At 70.9% G+C, this 17013-nt stretch carries 14 protein-coding genes and 3 pseudogenes; 12 read left to right on the top strand and 5 right to left on the bottom strand.

Translation table 11 applies throughout. The features are described from left to right. Together ACTWQR_RS48720 and ACTWQR_RS48715 are read left to right on the top strand one after the other, a co-directional pair. Positions 1-156: pseudogene (locus tag ACTWQR_RS48720) on the top strand (CBS domain-containing protein); the annotation flags it as partial. A 39-nt stretch (positions 157-195) separates the two neighbouring features. Next, positions 196-510: pseudogene (locus ACTWQR_RS48715) on the top strand (hypothetical protein); the annotation flags it as partial. A 27-nt stretch (positions 511-537) separates the two neighbouring features. Here the strand turns inward: ACTWQR_RS48715 and ACTWQR_RS48710 are convergent. Next, positions 538-630: pseudogene (locus ACTWQR_RS48710) on the bottom strand (universal stress protein); the annotation flags it as partial. 461 nt (positions 631-1091) lie between these two features. Here ACTWQR_RS48710 and ACTWQR_RS48705 point away from each other — a divergent pair. Further along, positions 1092-2306 carry a globin domain-containing protein gene (locus ACTWQR_RS48705; protein WP_443233772.1) on the top strand — a complete coding sequence of 405 codons (1215 nt, stop codon included), beginning with the start codon at positions 1092-1094 and terminating at the stop codon, positions 2304-2306. Between the two features lie 277 nt (positions 2307-2583). Beyond that, on the top strand, positions 2584-3111 hold the full coding sequence (locus ACTWQR_RS48700) for a TerD family protein (protein WP_443233771.1): 528 nt from the start codon (positions 2584-2586) through the stop codon (positions 3109-3111). Positions 3112-3293: 182 nt separating this feature from the next. Here ACTWQR_RS48700 and ACTWQR_RS48695 read toward each other — a convergent pair whose 3' ends face one another. After that, positions 3294-4868 carry an IucA/IucC family protein gene (locus ACTWQR_RS48695; protein WP_443233775.1) on the bottom strand — a complete coding sequence of 525 codons (1575 nt, stop codon included), beginning with the start codon at positions 4866-4868 and terminating at the stop codon, positions 3294-3296. An 81-nt stretch (positions 4869-4949) separates the two neighbouring features. On the opposite strand from ACTWQR_RS48695, the gene ACTWQR_RS48690 reads away from it, so the two are divergent. Genes ACTWQR_RS48690 through ACTWQR_RS48680 form a run of 3 tightly spaced genes read left to right on the top strand, consistent with a single transcriptional unit; the run spans position 4950 to position 8725 of the window. After that, positions 4950-6578, top strand: a complete 1629-nt coding sequence (locus tag ACTWQR_RS48690; RefSeq protein ID WP_443233770.1) for an IucA/IucC family protein — start codon at positions 4950-4952, stop codon at positions 6576-6578. A 30-nt stretch (positions 6579-6608) separates the two neighbouring features. Continuing rightward, positions 6609-7883 (top strand): VWA domain-containing protein, encoded by a 1275-nt coding sequence (locus ACTWQR_RS48685; protein ID WP_443233769.1) that lies wholly within the window; start codon positions 6609-6611, stop codon positions 7881-7883. After that, positions 7883-8725 carry a hypothetical protein gene (locus ACTWQR_RS48680; protein ID WP_443233768.1) on the top strand — a complete coding sequence of 281 codons (843 nt, stop codon included), beginning with the start codon at positions 7883-7885 and terminating at the stop codon, positions 8723-8725. Before ACTWQR_RS48685 ends, ACTWQR_RS48680 begins: the two co-directional genes overlap by 1 nt. A 75-nt stretch (positions 8726-8800) precedes the next feature. Here ACTWQR_RS48680 and ACTWQR_RS48675 read toward each other — a convergent pair whose 3' ends face one another. Further along, entirely contained in the window at positions 8801-9433 is a 633-nt protein-coding gene (locus tag ACTWQR_RS48675; protein WP_443233767.1) for a winged helix-turn-helix transcriptional regulator, read from the bottom strand. Positions 9434-9519: 86 nt separating this feature from the next. On the opposite strand from ACTWQR_RS48675, the gene ACTWQR_RS48670 reads away from it, so the two are divergent. Next, a complete protein-coding gene (locus tag ACTWQR_RS48670) occupies positions 9520-10728 on the top strand; it encodes a pyridoxal phosphate-dependent aminotransferase (RefSeq protein ID WP_443233766.1) in 1209 nt (402 codons plus the stop codon). Between the two features lie 77 nt (positions 10729-10805). On the opposite strand, the gene ACTWQR_RS48665 is transcribed toward ACTWQR_RS48670, so the two are convergent. Beyond that, entirely contained in the window at positions 10806-10973 is a 168-nt protein-coding gene (locus tag ACTWQR_RS48665) for a hypothetical protein (protein ID WP_443233765.1), read from the bottom strand. 132 nt (positions 10974-11105) lie between these two features. On the opposite strand from ACTWQR_RS48665, the gene ACTWQR_RS48660 reads away from it, so the two are divergent. After that, positions 11106-11786 carry a hypothetical protein gene (locus tag ACTWQR_RS48660; protein WP_443233764.1) on the top strand — a complete coding sequence of 227 codons (681 nt, stop codon included), beginning with the start codon at positions 11106-11108 and terminating at the stop codon, positions 11784-11786. Between the two features lie 112 nt (positions 11787-11898). Next, entirely contained in the window at positions 11899-12321 is a 423-nt protein-coding gene (locus ACTWQR_RS48655; protein WP_443233763.1) for an acyl-CoA thioesterase, read from the top strand. Between the two features lie 124 nt (positions 12322-12445). Here the strand turns inward: ACTWQR_RS48655 and ACTWQR_RS48650 are convergent, their stop codons facing one another. Continuing rightward, positions 12446-12847 (bottom strand): winged helix-turn-helix transcriptional regulator, encoded by a 402-nt coding sequence (locus tag ACTWQR_RS48650; protein WP_443233762.1) that lies wholly within the window; start codon positions 12845-12847, stop codon positions 12446-12448. A 218-nt stretch (positions 12848-13065) separates the two neighbouring features. On the opposite strand from ACTWQR_RS48650, the gene ACTWQR_RS48645 reads away from it, so the two are divergent. Then, complete coding sequence (locus ACTWQR_RS48645) at positions 13066-14469, top strand: MFS transporter (protein ID WP_443233774.1); 1404 nt, start codon at positions 13066-13068, stop codon at positions 14467-14469. Positions 14470-14772: 303 nt separating this feature from the next. Beyond that, on the top strand, positions 14773-16977 hold the full coding sequence (locus ACTWQR_RS48640; protein ID WP_443233761.1) for an alpha-N-acetylglucosaminidase: 2205 nt from the start codon (positions 14773-14775) through the stop codon (positions 16975-16977). The last annotated feature ends 36 nt before the right edge of the window (positions 16978-17013 follow it).

The raw sequence follows: 17013 nt of genomic DNA, 5'->3' as shown, positions 1-17013 counted from the left end.
CGTATCCGGGACACCTCCCTGGTCCCCGTGGCAGCACGGCTGATCCGGGCCGTCGAGGGGGTCGTGGACGTGGAGTTCGACCTCGCCGAACACGCCCGTACCTCCCAGTCGCCCACAACCCCGTCAGCTCACGGCGAGAACGCCACGCCGGCGTGACCCACCCCGCACGTCGGCGATGAGATGTCCGCGGTGAGACGTCCGCGATACGCGGGGGCCTGCCGCAGTAGTGCGCTGTCCGGGTCCACGTATGTCACCAGGCGATGGAGGCAGCATGGCCGACGAGAGATGCTCGTCCACACCGACATCGCCGAGGCGCCCTGGTACGTCGTCGAGAGCGACGACAAGCGGCGTGCCCGGCTGAACACGATCGCGCACCTGTTGAGTACCGTGCCGTACCACGAGGTCCCGCCGCCGGTACTCGACCTGCCGCCGCGCCCGCCGTCGACCGGCTACGTACGGCCGTCGCGCGATCTGCGGACATTCATCCCCGATCACGCGGCTGACCTCTGAGCCGGTCGTCGTATCAACTCCACTGCGCACGAGGGCGATCGGGCAGGCGGAGTCGTGCGGCACGGTGTGGGCGACGCGGCCGAGCTGGAGTCCGAAGTGCCCTTGTCGGCGACGGGCCCCATCCGGTCTGCCCGGCGCCTACGCCCTGCTCGGCTCCTCCCGCCCTCTGTCAGCCCGGAGTCGAAGACCGCGCTGCTGACGGCCATGCCGGTCGGGCCACTCGCCGCCCTGGATCCCGACCGGTACGCGACGCTCTGCCGCGGCCGCTGCTGTCCCGCGCCCCCAAGGCCATACTCCGCCGCACGCTGCTCGCGGAGGGCCGTGGTGCGGACGCCGGCGTTGCCGGGCACGTGCGACGCCGGCTGCGGACAGGGCCGATGGGAGGTCGTCCCCGCACCATCCGGCCCCATCCCGGGCGGGACCCGTGGGGCCACTGTGCCCGAATCGATGGGGCCGTTCGGCCCTTCTTCGCCCAGCGCCGCGAAACAGCGCCGAAACGCGATCCGGTGCCTGCTACACAGAAGACGCCGCCCGACGCGATGCGGCGCACTTCCCACCTCACCCCCTGCCCGGGAGGCTTCATGCTGTCCGCAGAATCCGCCGCCGTGATCCGTGCCACCCTGCCCGCCGTGGCCGGCGCACTCGACGAGATCACCACACGCTTCTACGGTGCGATGTTCCGCGACCGGCCGGAACTGCTCGACGGGATGTTCAACCGCGGCAACCAGGCCAGCGGTGCCCAGCGCCGCGCCCTGGCCGGCTCGATCGCCGCCTTCGCGACCGCGCTCATCGACGACCCCGACACGCGCCCGGACACGCTGCTGGACCGGATCGCGCACAAGCACGCCGCGGTCGGGGTCACCGACGACCAGTACACGATCGTGCACAAATACCTGTTCGGCGCGATAGCCGAGGTCCTGGGCGACGCTGTCACCCCAGAGGTGGCGGCCGCCTGGGACGAGGTGTACTGGCTGATGGCCGGCGCCCTGATCGGCCGGGAGGCCCGCCTCTACCAGGACGCGGGCGTCGAGGCCGGCAAGGTGTGGCGGCAGTGGACGGTCGTCGAGCGCCGCACCGAGACCCCGGACGTCGTGTCCTTCGTGCTGCGCCCGGCCGACGGCGAACCGGCGCCGCGGGCGAGGGCGGGCCAGTACGTGAGCGTGCGGGTCCTGATGGCCGACGGGGTGCGCCAGCTGCGGCAGTACAGCCTGTCCTCCGACCCCGGCGGGGACCTGCGGCGCATCACCGTCAAGCGGGTCGCCGGCACGGCCGACGCGCCCGACGGCGAGGTCTCCAGCCTGCTGCACGACGAGGTCCACGACGGCGACGAACTGACGCTCTCCGCTCCCTTCGGCGACGTCTTCCTCGACGACCCGGCCGACACCACCACTCCGGTCGTCCTGGTCTCCGCGGGCATCGGCGGCACCCCCATGACCAGCATCCTGGCCCACCTCACCGCCCTCGGCTCGACCCGCCCGGTGCTGGTCCTGCACGCCGACCGCTCCCCCGCCGACCACGCCCTGCGCACCGAGACGGGCAAGCTTGCCGGCCAACTGCCGGACGCCCGCGCCGTCTTCTGGTATGAGCAGCCCGGCTCGGAGGAACCCAACGCCCGCACCGGCCTGATGAACCTCGACGGCATCGAACTGCCCGAGAACGCCACCGTATTCCTGTGCGGCCCACTCCCGTTCATGCGCGACATCCGCGGACAGCTGCTCGGCGCCGGGGTTCCGGCACAGCGCATCCGCTACGAGGTCTTCGGCCCCGACCTGTGGCTGCCCGGCCCCACGGCCTGAACGGCGTCGGACATCCCACCGCACTCCCAGGAGGAACCGACACGACCAGCGAGGAAATTCGAGCCACCACCCCCGCCGTGCTGCCGCGATCCGACGGGCCCACTCCGTGGCATGAGATCGGAGGCCATGGCGGCTGGACACCGGGCACCACGCGCGAATGCCTTGGCCCGCCGAAGGAGCCGGCCGCACAAGGCTTCAACAGGATGGCCAAGAGCCATACTTGACCATGCGGGGCACCGATCCCGTGGTGGCTTGATATGGGAGAGGCAGCAATCCGGTGAGCAGTGACAGCCAGGGAGTGGGAAAGGCCGAGGTACGGCTCAAGTGGGACCCGAGTCCTTGGAATCAGCCACCTCATCACCTCGACATCATCGCCGCCACCTACTCGGCGGACGCCCCCTACGGGCAGCCGGTGTACGTCGTCCACTTCGACAGCCGCTCACCGGACGGCACCATCAACATGAGCCGACACAGCCAGACCGGTCAGGGCTTCGGCTACGTCGAGGCGATGACTCTGGAGCTCGATCGCCTCGCGTCCTCCTTCGCGCGGGTGGTCGTGGGCGTGGCGATCCACCAGAACAGCGGCCCCAAAACCTTCGGTGACATATCGAACGCCGGGGTGCTGGTCGTCGAGGGGTACAAAGAACTACTCAAGGACGACTTCGCACAGGTCGCCGGATCCACCGCCACCACCGTCGCGGAGTTCACCCGGGATACCTCCGCAGCGTGGCAGTTTCACGAGATGGTCCGAGGGTTCGACAGCGACCCCGTGATCTTCACCGCGGAGATGGGCGGCGCCACATAGCGCTCACCGCCGGCGGCGCGGCATTTTCCGCCCGCCGCCGCCCTGGGGTACGGTCGCGGACATGCCGCCCGCCGACCCCGAGATGCCGGGACTGACCTGGGAAAACGCCATACCTGGCGTACCCGAACAGACGCACATGTATCCGCAGTCACAGGGCAACTCCAGGCCGAGCTGAGCCGTGATCAAGTGCCCGTCGTGCGCAAGGGGTTCGGGAGCGGAAGGTAGCGCGCGTCCGCACCGTCCGCGCCCGTCCACCGCAGCAGGAGATTCGTCTTGCCGGGGAGGGTCGGGGAACTGAGCAGCTCCGCCACCTCGGGCAGTCCCCAGTCGTGCCGCGTCAGCTCCAGCCGCGCGGCGGCCCACAGCTCCGTCCCTTCCGTCCCTGGACAGCGCTCCTCCAACACCCCTGCGATCTCCAGCAGGTTGTTGACGACGAGGCAGTACACCAACCGCTCCCACCCGGCCTCCCGCGTCACTTCCGGCAGCAGTTTCACCCCCTCCGCGTCCCGGAAGAGTGCCTGCACGGGCATACCGTCGGCATCGACGGCCAGCACGGTGTTCTGCAGATGGGCTTCGAGTACGACCCCGTACCGCCCGAACAACTCCAGTGCCGGCGGAACGACTTGACGCAGGTACCCCGCCCACCAGGCCGCGGGATCGGCGAGCGCGTCGAGAGGGTTGCCCTCGAATTGCTCCGTCAGCGCGGCGGCCAGCAGCGGAGTCCCGCCGGGTGTCACGTGCTCGCGCAGGCCGTCACGTACGAGGACGGCGAGTTCCTCGAAGGCGAAGTCCGCGGTGCGGTAGCCGCGGTCGCTCAGCCAGGCCGCCCGGCCGCCCACGGCCGTGAAGGCCGACGTCACCGCCGCGTCCGTGCGGCGCAGTTCGAGGAGGTCGTGGCGCCAGAGGCGGCGGATGTCGTTGGTGATCCGGACGTCGAGGCTGAACTTCACGAAGAGGTCGGCGTCCGGGACGTACAGCGTTCGGATGGCCGCCGAGGGCCAGACGGACGACGCGGAGAGGCCGAGCCGTACGAGGCGGCCGTCCGCGAAGGCCTCGCGGATCGCCGGGGAGCTGCCGACGAGGTCGAGCTGCCAGGGGTGGGCGGGGAGCAGACGGTAGCCGGGAGGGGCTTCGCCCAAGGCGTCGAGCGCGTCCGTGTCGCCCTCCTCGGCCACCGCGTCCTCGCGCAGGCCCAGCAGGACGAGGGGAAAGCGGGCGTACGCCTCGGGGGCGTACGGGAGCCAGCCGGTGACCGGGCCGCCGCCGCGGGCCTTGGGGGCGGGGTGGTAGGGGTGCCCGGTGATCAGGGACTGCTCGGAGCGCCGGTACAGGTCCTCGGGCGGGTTCGCTCCCTCGCGCGCAGTGAGGATCGCCTCCACCGCGTCCCGGCTGTCCGTCATCTCCGTGGGTAGTTCGGGGTTGGACACGCCGGTGTGGCAGCGCAGTTCCTCGGCGGTGAGTTTGACCAGTTCGGCGTGGCTCAGGCGCAGCCAGGTGCCGGCCGTGTACAGCTCCGGCTCGGTGGGGCGGCGTCCGTCACGCACCCGCAGCAGGCGTCCCCCGGCCGGCAGCCGGTACACGCGCCGCTCACCGGGCCCCTCGGTCCCGTCCGGTTCCGCCGCCGGCTCGCCGATCTCCCGCAGCAGACAATTGAGCAGCGGCGCGGCCGCGTACGCGTCGGCCGCTTCGCCGACGCCGTCCCTGGCGTTGATCGGGTGCCTGGGGAGCATGGGGGGCATGGAGTCCACGCGATCCATTCGTTGCATACGGTGCACTGACGCTCAGTATGTCCGGCGTCGTACCCGGCCGCGATGTCGTCCCCACCCGAGGAGCCCGCTGTGCACCGTCCCCGCACCCCGGCCGAGGCCGAGACCGCCCTCGCCGCCGAGCTGCGCTCCGTACGCCCCGCCCTGCTGCCGCTGTACGCGGCCGAGCTCCCCGGAGCCCGCGCGGCCGTCCTCTCGCGGCTGTGGCGCGGGCTCGCCCATGAGCCGCTGCCGTGGGTCGCGCGCCGTGAGGCGGGGCCTGACGGGGTGGTACTCCAGCTGGCTCACGGCCGTCGTCTGCACGGGCCGCCATCGGATGCGTACGCGACCGACGCCAGCGTCACGGAGATCGAGCTGGACGGGACGGCGTACGACCACCCGGCCGGGCTCCTGACGGCCCTCGGCCTTCCGCACGGACAGGCCTTCGCCGCCGAACTCGCGGACAGTGTCGCCTCATTGGCCCTGTCGCGCGCCAACCAGCCGCCACCGAGGAGCGCTTGGGCAGAGAGTGCTTGGGCCGGTCGAGATCCTGCCTCCGTGGCTGCTCGTAGCTCCTGGGAATGGGAGCAGCGTGTCGTCGACGGGCATCCGTTCCATCCCAACTGCCGCTCCCGGCCCGGCTTTTCGGTGGCCGAACAGCTTGCGTACGCACCCGAGCACCGGCCGGTGGTCGAGCTGGGGCTCGTCGCCGTGCCGGAGGCCGCCTGTGTGGTGAGGGGCGAGTGGCCGTACCGGGCGGCGGGGCGGGTGCTGATCCCGGTGCATCCGTGGCAGGCGCGGCATGTGCTGAAGGACGAGAAGGTCGTCGAGAAGGGCGTCGGGGAAGGCGCCCGGGAGGGCGTCCGGGAAGGTATCCGGGAAGGCATCGCCGCTCATCCCCTGATGTCCTTGCGCACGCTGGCCGTCCCGGGCGGGCCGCACGTCAAGACCGCGCTCAGCGCCCGGCTGACCTCCTCCGTGCGGGACATCTCGGTGTACTCGATCGAGTCGGCGGCGACCGTCTCGGCGTTCATGGAGGCGATGGCCGGGCGTCTGGACGGGCTGCTGCACATCACCCGGACGCTCGGCGCGGTCACCGCCAACTCACCAGATCTGGCGGCGGTGTTGCGGGAGTCCCCGGACGAGTACGCGCGGGCGGGCGAGCTGGTCGTGCCGGTCGCCGCCCTCCGAGCGACCGGCCTGCCTCGGTCCCCGGCCTGGCTCGCCGACTTCGCCCGGCTCACCCTCACCGTAGGTCTGCGCCTGCTCGACCTGGGCGTGGCCCTGGAGGCGCACGGCCAGAACCTGCTCGTGGTCCTCTCGGACACCGGCGTCCCGCTGCGGCTCGTCTATCGCGACCTGGCCGACATCCGGCTCAGCCCGGCCCGGCTGGTCCGTCATGGCATTCCGGTCCCGGATCTGACGGGCCGTATCGTCACGGACGACGAGTCCGTGCTCCGCAGCAAGCTCTTCGGCTCGCTCGTCGCGGGCACGCTGGCGGCTACGTCGGGTTCGGGGCCCGCACTTCGAGAGGCGCTGTCCACCGCCGTACGCGAGCTGCCGCGCACGGCGGACCTCGCGGCGCTCCTCGAAGAGCCGCTCCCGGCCAAGGCGTTGACCCTGATGCGGCTGTCGCCCGAGCGGCCGGGTGACATCTGGGCACGTCTTCCCAACCCGCTCGCCGACCCGGATGTCACCCCTCCCGTCGACCGCTCGTTTTGAAGCCCGGCCTTTGATCAATAAGATCCGGCGATGATCACAAGACAACGGCTGGTGGCGGGCGCCTGCGCCCTGCTCGCCGCCCTGACGGCCGGGCTCGCCCTCCCGGCCGGAGCCGTCGCCGGCGAACCCACCGGCGAGGACGCGCCCAAGGTCAACCTGCTCCTCGACGTCAGCGGTTCGATGCGAGCCCGGGACATCGACGGCCAGTCGCGGATGGCCGCCGCGAAGCAGGCCTTCAACGAGGTGCTCGACGCGACCCCCGAGGAGGTCCAGCTCGGCATACGGACACTCGGCGCCGACTACCCCGGCGACGACCGCAAGACGGGCTGCAAGGACACCGCCCAGCTGTACCCGGTGGGGCCGCTGGACCGCACCGAGGCGAAGACCGCGGTGGCGACGCTCTCGCCCACCGGCTGGACCCCGATCGGCCCCGCCCTCCTCAAGGCGGCCGACGACCTGGAAGGCGGCGAGGCCACCAAGCGCATCGTCCTCATCAGCGACGGCGAGGACACCTGCGCCCCGCTGGACCCGTGCGAGGTGGCGCGGGAGATCGCCGCCAAGGGGATCGGCCTCACCATCGACACGCTCGGCCTGGTGCCGAACACCAAGATGCGGCAGCAGCTGAGCTGCATCGCGGAGGCGACCGGCGGAACGTACACCTCGGTGGAGCACACCGAGGAACTCACCGACAAGGTCAACCAGTTGGTGGACCGGGCCGCCGATCCGGTGGTGACGCCGGTCGCCGTGGACGGTGCCGCCGAGTGCGCGAAGGCACCCACCCTCGAGTCCGGGCTCTACACCGACCGCGAGGAGTTCGGTCAGCACCGCTGGTACCGCGTGGACGTCCTGCCGGGCCAGGAGCTGCGCGCCTCGGTGAGCGTCGCGGCCGACCGTCAAGTCAACCCGGACTACGGGGTATCGCTGCGGGCCGTGACCGACAGGGGCCGCGAGATCGTACGCGGTGAGTCGACGGGTGCCGGCCGGACCGACGTCATGTCCGCCGGTCTGCGCTATCCCAAGCCGGAGCGCGAGGGCGATGATTCCGAGAAGGCCGCGGCCGAGATCGTCTGCCTCCAGGTCGCCAACTCCTTCTCGGCGGCCTCCGGCGTCAAGACCACGCCGGGCCTGCCGCTCGAACTGACCGTCGACGTCGTCGACGGGCCGGACACGTCGAGCGACGTGGCCTCGTTCGGCCTCGGGCGCGGCTGGTGGCTGCTCGGCGCCCTGGTGCTCACCGGCTTCCTCGCGGGTGTGCTGTGGGGCTGGATCTCGCGTTGGCGGTTCGCGGTCTGGAGGACCAACTGATGCGTAGCACCCGAGTGTTGAATGCCCACCGTGTATCGAGAGCCGCCCGTGTGGTCGTGAGTGCCGCCCTGCTCGCGCTCGGGGTCGCGGTGTCCCCCGCGGTCGCCGACTCCTCCCCCTCCGCGAGCCCGTCGGACGACAGCGCCGCACCCACCGCGGCGGGCACGTCCTTCCGTACGGCGACCGAGGTCGACCAGAGGCAGCAGGCGACCGCGAGCGCGTCGACGGGCGACTACCTGTACTGGTCGTTCCCGGCCGACGCCGGTCAGCGGCCCACCGTGAAGGCGACGGTGAAGCTGCCCGACGCGCACGCCTCCGCGACCTGGCAGATCGACGTGTACGACGGGCTGCGGCGCCGCCAGGCGTGCCAGTACGGGGCACAGACGCGGACCGCCGCCCAGGACGCGGCGTCCGTGAGCCTGTCCTGCACGCTGCGCACCGTCCGAGCCTGGTCGGAGCCGTGGGCCAACGACCCGCTGCCGGGCACGTACTACATCCGGCTGACCGCCGTCGGCCTCACGGCGGCCGACCTCGGGCTGCCGGTGAGCACCGAGGTCCAGGTCGACTCGAAGGACGTCGGCGGGGCGGCCGCGGTGGACGGTTCGCTGGCCGAGCCGCTGGTCCCGGGAGTCGCGGCTGCGGCGGCCAAGGACGGCGAGGACGGCGAGGACGACTCCGAGACGTCCGTCGCCGTGCTGTCCAGCATCGAACCCGATGACGGCTGGGCCTCCGGCTGGTGGTCCGACCGCTGGGTGTGGACCGGGGTGGGCGGCGTACTGGCGGCGCTCGCGGGTGTCGCCGGATACACGCTCACGCGGGGCGCTCCGCGGGTTAGGCCGTAACTCGTCTGCGGGTCGGCTTTGGCTGGTCGCGCAGTTCCCCGCGCCTCTTTCAAGGGCGCGGGGAACTGCCTGGCGTCAGGTTTCTCGCAGCGCCTTGGCGAGCGCCCCGTCCCCGGCCACTTCTATACGTCCCCCACGCACCGCGTCCAGCAGCGTCAAGTCCCCCCGCCCGAGCGCCGCACACGACTCGGCGTCGAGCGAGAGCCGGGCGTCGGGATCCTCGGGCGCGGGCCCCTCGCCGTAGACCGGCCCGTCCTCGGCGCCGAGACGCACATAGAACTCCCCTTCGCCCAGCCGCACTTGGACGACCCCGTCGCCAAGTCCCGCCAGGCACCGCAGCAACGGCAGCGCGAACCAGTGGGCACGTACCGCGTCGGTGGACCGCCGCTCCGCCAGCAGGGGTGCGCCCCATTCGCCGAGCGCCTGCAGAACGGGCAGCAACTCGCGTCCCCGCCCGGTGAGTTCGTACACGTAGGCGGCCCCCGGCGGCGGCAGTCGGCGCCTGCTCGTCAGGCCGTCGCGCTCCATGCCCTTCAGCCGCGAGGCGAGGACATCCGTACTGACACCCGGCAGGTCCGCGTGCAGGTCGGTGTAGCGGCGCGGACCGGCGAGCAGCTCCCGGACGATCAGGAGGGTCCAGCGGTCACCGACGGCGTCGAGGGCCCGGGCAGCGGAACAGTACTGGTCGTAGCTTCGGCGAGGTGACATGTGACGCAGTCTAGACAAGTCGTTGGACTTTCCAAGCGGCTACTTGGTAAAACCAAGCAACACCACAACCTGGAGGTGCGCACCGCATGGAGTTCCGGCAGTCGAGCAAGCTCAGCGAGGTCTGTTACGAGATCCGGGGCCCGGTCATCGAGCAAGCGAACGCCCTGGAGGAGGCGGGCCACAGCGTGCTGCGTCTCAACACCGGCAACCCCGCGCTCTTCGGCTTCGAGGCACCGGAGGAGATCCTCCAGGACATGATCCGGATGCTGCCCCAGGCACACGGCTACACGGACTCGCGCGGCATCCTCTCCGCGCGCCGGGCGGTCGCCCAGCGCTACCAGGGGCTGGGCCTGGAGGTCGGCGTCGACGACGTCTTCCTCGGCAACGGCGTCTCCGAACTCGTGTCGATGGCGGTGCAGGCGCTCATCGAGGACGGGGACGAGATCCTCATCCCGGCCCCGGACTTCCCGCTCTGGACGGCGGTGACGACGCTCGCGGGCGGCAAGGCGGTGCACTACCTCTGCGACGAACAGGCCGACTGGTACCCGGACCTGGACGACATGGCGGCGAAGATCACGGACCGCACCAAGGCCGTCGTCATCATCAACCCGAACAACCCGACCGGCGCGGTCTATCCGAAGGAGATCATCGAGGGCATCCTCGATCTCGCCCGCCGGCATGGCCTGATGGTGTTCGCCGACGAGATCTACGACCAGATCCTGTACGACGACGCCGTGCACCACTCGGCCGCCGCGCTCGCCCCCGACCTGGTGGTCCTCACCTTCTGCGGCCTGTCGAAGACGTACCGCGTGGCGGGCTTCCGCTCCGGCTGGATGGTCGTCACGGGCCCGCGCCAGCACGCGAAGAACTACCTGGAGGGCCTCACCATGCTGGCCTCCATGCGGCTGTGCGCCAACGCCCCCGCCCAGTACGCCATCCAGGCCGCGCTCGGCGGCCGCCAGTCCATCCACGAACTCACCGCCCCCGGCGGCCGGTTGCGCGAGCAGCGCGATCGGGCCTGGGAGAAGCTCAACGAGATCCCCGGGGTCTCGTGCGTGAAACCCAAGGGCGCGCTGTACGCGTTCCCGCGCATCGACCCCGCGGTGCACAAGATCCACGACGACGAGAGGTTCGTCCTCGATCTTCTGCTGCAGGAGAAGATCCAGGTGGTCCAGGGCACCGGCTTCAACTGGCCCCGCCCCGACCACTTCCGCATCCTCACCCTCCCGCACGCCGACGACCTGGACGCGGCGATCAGCCGGATCGGACGGTTCCTGAGCGGGTACCGGCAGTGATCGCCGACCGCTGTCGAAGTAGCGGTCAGCTGAGCCAGGCGTCTCGGACGGGCTGGTGGGTGAGGAAGGCGAGGCCGTCACCGACGGTCCGGGCGGGCGTGGACGGGGCGCATGGGCTTCTTGTCTCTGGTCTCGCCGAAGAGTCGCTCGCCGGCCCCGAGCACCACCGGGAAGTCGACCAGCCGCGGCTCGTCGGCGAGGTCGCGCTCGACCAGCCTGCGGGCTCGCAGCCTGCGGCGGGCCACCCGCGGTGGCCGCCCACTGTCAGACCCGGGACGTAGTCTTCGAATGGGCTCGCCGATCAGCGAATCAGCCGATCGAAGAGGCAGTGCTGAAGAGGCAGCGACGAAGATGCAGCGACAGGGAAGGAGCGCGCCGTGACACGACCGCCGACCGCCGCACAGCGGCGCGTCATCGACGCCGCCGATCCCGTGACCGGGCGGCTGAGGGGTACGGAGAGCCAGCTCGCGGCGCTGGTGAAGCGCGGGCTCGCCTTCCGGCATCCCCGGCCGCCGCACGACCACTTCCTGACGCCGGCGGGGCATCGGATACGTGAGGAGGGGGCCACGGATACGTCCCCTGAGGCGTCCACGGAGGCGGGCGGGGCCGGCGTCTCCGGCGCCAGGGAGGCCGTCGGCGCTCAGGCGGCCGCCACCTCGGGTGTGTTCGCCGCACGCGTCGGCGGCGAGGAGAGCGCCGCCGCCGGACCGTCGCGCATACGTGAGGTGCACAGCGCCTGGCAGGGGCTGCTGGAGCTGCGGCGGATGACCGATCCACACGGAGCCGTCGACCGGCCGTGCGGCTGGGAGCGCACGCATCTGGTGCAGGCCGCCGCGCTCGCGCTGGAGGCGGCGGGCCACCGGCCGGCGGGGCCGGACACCGACGGGTACCGGGTGCGGGCGACGCCCCAGCCGGAGGCTGTCGCCGTGCGCGAGCCGGACGCCGAGGCCCTGCGGGAGTGCGCGGCCACACTGGAGAAGGCGGGGTGGCAGGTCGGGGAGTACACGGAACCGCGTACCCGGGTGCGTTATCTGCTGGCCTCGCCGCGACGGGCGTGAGAGCCCGAATTGCCGTACGGCATCAACAGCCCTACGACATTCAATAGTTGACGCCCGTGAGCAACCGCTCAGTAGGCTTGTGCCCAACCTGTTCGCCGTAGAAGGGAAAGTCGTGGCCGAACCGTATTCCGTCCCGGTGACCGTGCGCGGGTACGAGACCGATGCTCTGGGGCACGTCAACCAGAGCGTGTATCTCAGCTACGCGGAGCACGCCCGCTGGTCATTACTGCACGCGGCCGGGGTCAGTCAGGCCGCACTGGTGGCGAAGGGCGTCGGGCCGGTGGTTCTGGAGACGACCATCCGCTACGAACGGGAGCTGCTCGCCGGCGACGAGACCGAGGTGACGTGCGGCTTCGGCTGGGGCGAGGGCAAGACGTTCCGCGTCGAGCAGACGATACGCAAGGCAGACGGCACGGTGGCGGCCGAGATCACGGGGGTCAGCGGGCTGATGGACCTGAAGGCGCGGAAGCTGGTCGCGGACCCGAAGGAGTACTTCCGCACGCTGGCCACGGATCCGACGCTGTTCGGCCTGTAACCCGGCCGGCCGGAAGCCTGACAGGCGTGCCCCGTCAGGGGCGCGGGGAACTGCGCGACCAGCCACAGGCGGCCCGCACTTCCCTCTACAACCCAGTACAACCCCATACAACCCAGCGGAGCGCTCACGCATCGAGCAATTCCGGCCGGTGCACGGCGTCATAAGCCGCGCGTGACTCGGCGATCGTGATGCGGTGCCGCTCCGCCCAGTCGGTCAGGCCCAGCAGGGTCGAGTGCAACTCGCGGGCCACGGGCGTGAGTTCGTACTCGACCTTCGGCGGCACCGTCGGGTGGACGGTGCGCGTCAGGAGTCCGTCGCGCTCCAGGTTGCGCAGCGTCAGCGTGAGCATGCGGCGGCTGATGCCATCGATGCTGCGCTCCAGTTCGGTGAAGCGGATCGGGCCGTGCGCGGCGGCCACGATGATCTGCACGCTCCACTTGCCCGCGACCCTGTCAAGAACTTCGCGGACCGGGCACGCCTGCGCGTGCACGACCTGCGCGGTAACACCGGTGTTCCCCTGGGACATTGAGGTGCCTCCTTATGCCGGTCTCCATAGTCACCAACGATGTTCCCCGTTACAAGTCGTGCACCTATGGAATTCCCAGCAGCGATACGGAGGCCGTGACCATGTCGTCCCGGATCAAGACGCCCGTCGGATCACCCGTCGGATCACCCGTCGGTTCACCCACAGAGCGAACGTACTCCCGCTGGGCGGCCCTCGTCGTGCTGTGCGCGGGAACGTTGATGACGATTCTGGACGGCAACATCGTCACCGTCGCGATGCCCGCCATCCAGAGCGACCTCGGCTTCTCGGGCCCGGGTCTCGCCTGGGTCGTGAACGCGTATCTGATCCCCTTCGGCGGGCTGCTTCTCCTCGTGGGGCGGCTCGGTGATCTGGTCGGCCGGAAGCGGATGTTCACCGCCGGACTCGCCGTGTTCACGGCGGCGTCGGTGCTGTGCGGGGTCGCCACCAGCCAGGGCATGCTGATCGCGGCGCGGGCGTTGCAGGGCATGGGCGGGGCGATGACCGCGGCCGTGGTGCTCGGCATGCTGATCGCGCTCTTCCCCGAGCCGCGCGAACAGGCCAAGGCGATCGCGGTGTTCAGCGCGGTCGGCGCGGCGGGCGGCGCGCTCGGCACGTTCCTCGGCGGTGCGCTCACCCAGGCGCTCAACTGGCACTGGATCTTCCTGATCAACCTGCCGATCGGGGTGGTGGCGTGGCTCGCCGCCCTGCGCGTCCTCGCCCCCGACCGCGGCGCCGGTCTCGGCAAGGGGGCCGACTATCCGGGCGCCGCGCTGGTCACCGGCGCGCTGATGCTCACGGTGTACGCGATCGTCGGCGCCGCCGACCGCGGGCTCGGCGTCACACTCCTGCTGGCCGCGGTCTCGCTGGCGCTCTTCGTCTCGTTCACGCTGCGGCAGGCGCGGGCCGAGCGTCCGCTGCTGCGGCTGCGGCTGTTCCGTTCGCGCCTGCTCACCGGCGCGAACGGCGTGCAGATCCTGATGATCGCGACGATGTTCGGCTTCCAGTACGTCGGCGCTCTCTACATCCAACGCGTGCTGGGTTACGGGGAGTTGATGACCGGTACGGCGTTCCTGCCCGCTCCGATCCTGATCGGTGTGCTGATGCTGGGCCTGTCCGCGCGGACGATCGGCCACTTCGGCCCGTACCGGGTGCTGCTCGCCGGGCTGGTGCTGATCACCGCTGGGATGGCGCTGTTGAGCCGTGCGCCCGTCGAGGGCTCATACGTCACCGATGTACTGCCTCCGATGCTGCTGCTCTCCGCCGGGTTCGCGGCGGCGATGCCCGCGGTGACCGGGCTCGCCATGTCGGGTGTCCTGGAGGAGGACGCGGGTCTGGCGTCCGGTCTCTTCAACACCACGCAGGTAGTGGGCGGTTCGCTGGGTCTCGCGGTCCTCACGACCTTGGCGGCGAGCCGCACGGACGGGCTGCTGGGCCAGGGCGAGCCGCTCGTCGCGGCGACCGCGGACGGCTACCGGCTGGCGTTCACCGTCGGCACGGGGATCGCCGTGGCGGGCTTGGCGCTCGCGGCGGCGGCCCTCCGGCCCGGGCGCACACCGTCCCCGGAGCCGTCAGAGCCGGCGGAGTCGGGGGCCGGGGAGAGCCGGGCGGAGGCCTACCGCTGAAGCGGAGACGTACGGTTGCTTCAGCCAGGCGGGGGCGTACGGCTCAAGCAGCCGTACGCCCCTCCGCTGTCCCCCGCGCTCGGGCGTACGCGCAACTACCGCACCACAGCCACCGTCAGTCCCGCGAGGACCCGTCGTGCCAGGATCGAGTTCCCGCCGCGGCCGGAGGCGCAGGCTTCTGCCCAGCGTGACTCGTTCACGACGGGTCCTCCTCCATGTGGCCGCAAATCTGCGCGCAGGACCTGATTCAGCGGGTATTCCTCCAGACGACATTCGCCCGCCGCGAAAAACGGAGACCCGCCCATGCCGCTCCCTCGTCGCGCGTTCCTGACCGCGATCGCCGGTTCGGCCGGTGCCGTAGCCTGCTCCAGCACACCCTCGGCGGGCGCGGACGACTCCCCGGCGAAGGAGGCACCAGTGACCCGGACGGTGGTCGCGGCGGCCAGGCGGCTGCTCCCACGACACTGGCGACAGCTGCACTTCGAGACGACGGGCGAGCCGGACACCTTCCGGGTATCGGGAGAAACCGGCCGCGTCACGATCGCAGGGGGCACCCCGAGCACTCAACTCACCGGTCTCCGCTGGTACTTGAAGCACGTCACCCACTCCAACATCAGCTGGGCCGGTGAACAGCTCGACCTCCCGGCGGAGTTGCCGGGCCTGGACGGCACCGTCACCCGGCGGGCCAACGTCCCGCACCGCTTCGTCCTCAACGACACGAACGACGGCTACACGGGCGCGTACAACGACTGGTCGTACTGGGAGCGCGAGCTCGACGTGCTGGCGCTGCACGGCTACAACGAGGTGCTCGTGTACGCGGGCGCGGACGCGCTCTACCACCGGGTGTTCCAGAGTTTCGGCCACACGGACGAGGAGCTGCGGCAGTGGATCGCGGGCCCGGCCCATCAGCCGTGGTTCCTGATGCAGAATCTGGCCGCGTTTCCGTATCCGGTCTCGCGGCAGCTCCTCGACGCGCGCGCCGCGCTCGGGCGGCGAATCGTCGGCCGGGTAAGGGAGTTGGGCATGACGCCGGTGTTCCCGGGTTACTTCGGTACCGTTCCGCCGGGCTTCGCCGACCGGAACGAGGGCGCCCGAACCGTACCCCAGGGCAAGTGGATGGGCTTCAACCGGCCGGACTGGCTGGACCCGCGCACCGAGCATTTCGCGAGCGTGGCGGCCGCCTTCTACCGCGTCCAGGACGAGATGTTCGGCGGGCCTTCGACGCTCTACAAGATGGACCTGCTGCACGAGGGCGGCGATCCCGGCGACGTACCGGTCGCCGACGCGGCGAAGGGCGTCGAGAGGGCGCTGCAAGCGGCGCACCCGGGCGCGATCTGGGTGATGCTCGGCTGGCAGCGCAATCCGCCGAGGGCCATCGTCGACGCCGTCGACAAGTCCCGCATGCTGGTCGTCGACGGGTTGTCCGACCGTTTCCCGAAGGTCACCGACCGCGAGGCCGACTGGGGCGACACCCCGTACGCGTTCGGTTCCATCTGGAACTTCGGCGGCCACACCGCACTCGGCGCCAACACTCCCGACTGGGCGTCCCTCTACGAGAAATGGCGCACCAAGGACGGCAGCACCCTGCGCGGCGTCGCCCTCATGCCGGAGGCGGCGGACAACAATCCCGTTGCCTTCGACCTGTTCTCCGAACTGGCCTGGACCGAGGGCGAGTTGGATCTGGAGGCATGGTTCGCCGAGTGGGCCCTGTCCCGCTACGGAGCGCGCGATCCGCATGCCGAGGCCGCCTGGGACATCCTGCGCCGCACCGCGTACGGCACGACACGTGCCGACTCGTGGAGCGAGGGTGCCGATGGGCTGTTCGGGGCGCGGCCCTCCCTCACGGTGACAACGGCCGCCAAGTGGTCACCCAAGCAACTCCGGTACAGCGCAGAGGACTTCGAGCTCTCACTCGGCGAGCTGCTGAAGGTGCGCGCGGCCCTGCGGAACTCCTCCGCGTACCGCCGTGACCTCCTCGACGTGGCCCGCCAGGCCGTCTCCAACCGCAGCCGCGTCCTCCTCCCGCGTGTCAAGAAGGCGTACGACGCCGGGGACACCGCCGAGTTCGACCGGCTGACCCGCGACTGGCTCGCCCTGATGGACGTTCTGGAGACCCTGCTGGCCACCGACTCCCTTCACCTGGTGGGTCGTTGGGTCGCCGATGCCCGGACCTGGGGCGCGGACGCGACCGAGCGCGACCAGCTGGCCTACGACAACCTGTCGCTGCTCACCGTGTGGGGCACCCGGCAGGGCGCCGACGCCGGGTTGCGCGACTACGCCAACCGGGAGTGGGCCGGCCTGGTCGGCGGACTGTACCGGCTGCGCTGGGCGACGTACTTCGACGAACTGCGGGCGGCGCTGGAGGAGGCGCGGAAGCCGAAGGCGGTGGACTGGTTCGCGCTGGAGGACCGCTGGACCCGGAACCCGGGGAAGCTGGCGACTCGGCCGACCGGGGACACGTACGAGGCCGCCGTCCGGGTACGCGACCGACTCGCCTCGATTTCCTGAGCCCCGCTGGTCATTCAGGTCGTGACGGGGAGACCG

The sequence above is a fragment of the Streptomyces sp. 2A115 genome, from assembly GCF_052245575.1.
Taxonomy (GTDB): Bacteria; Actinomycetota; Actinomycetes; order Streptomycetales; family Streptomycetaceae; genus Streptomyces.
Note: the sequence above shows the minus strand (reverse complement) of the source record. Positions and strands in the feature narration are given on the sequence as shown.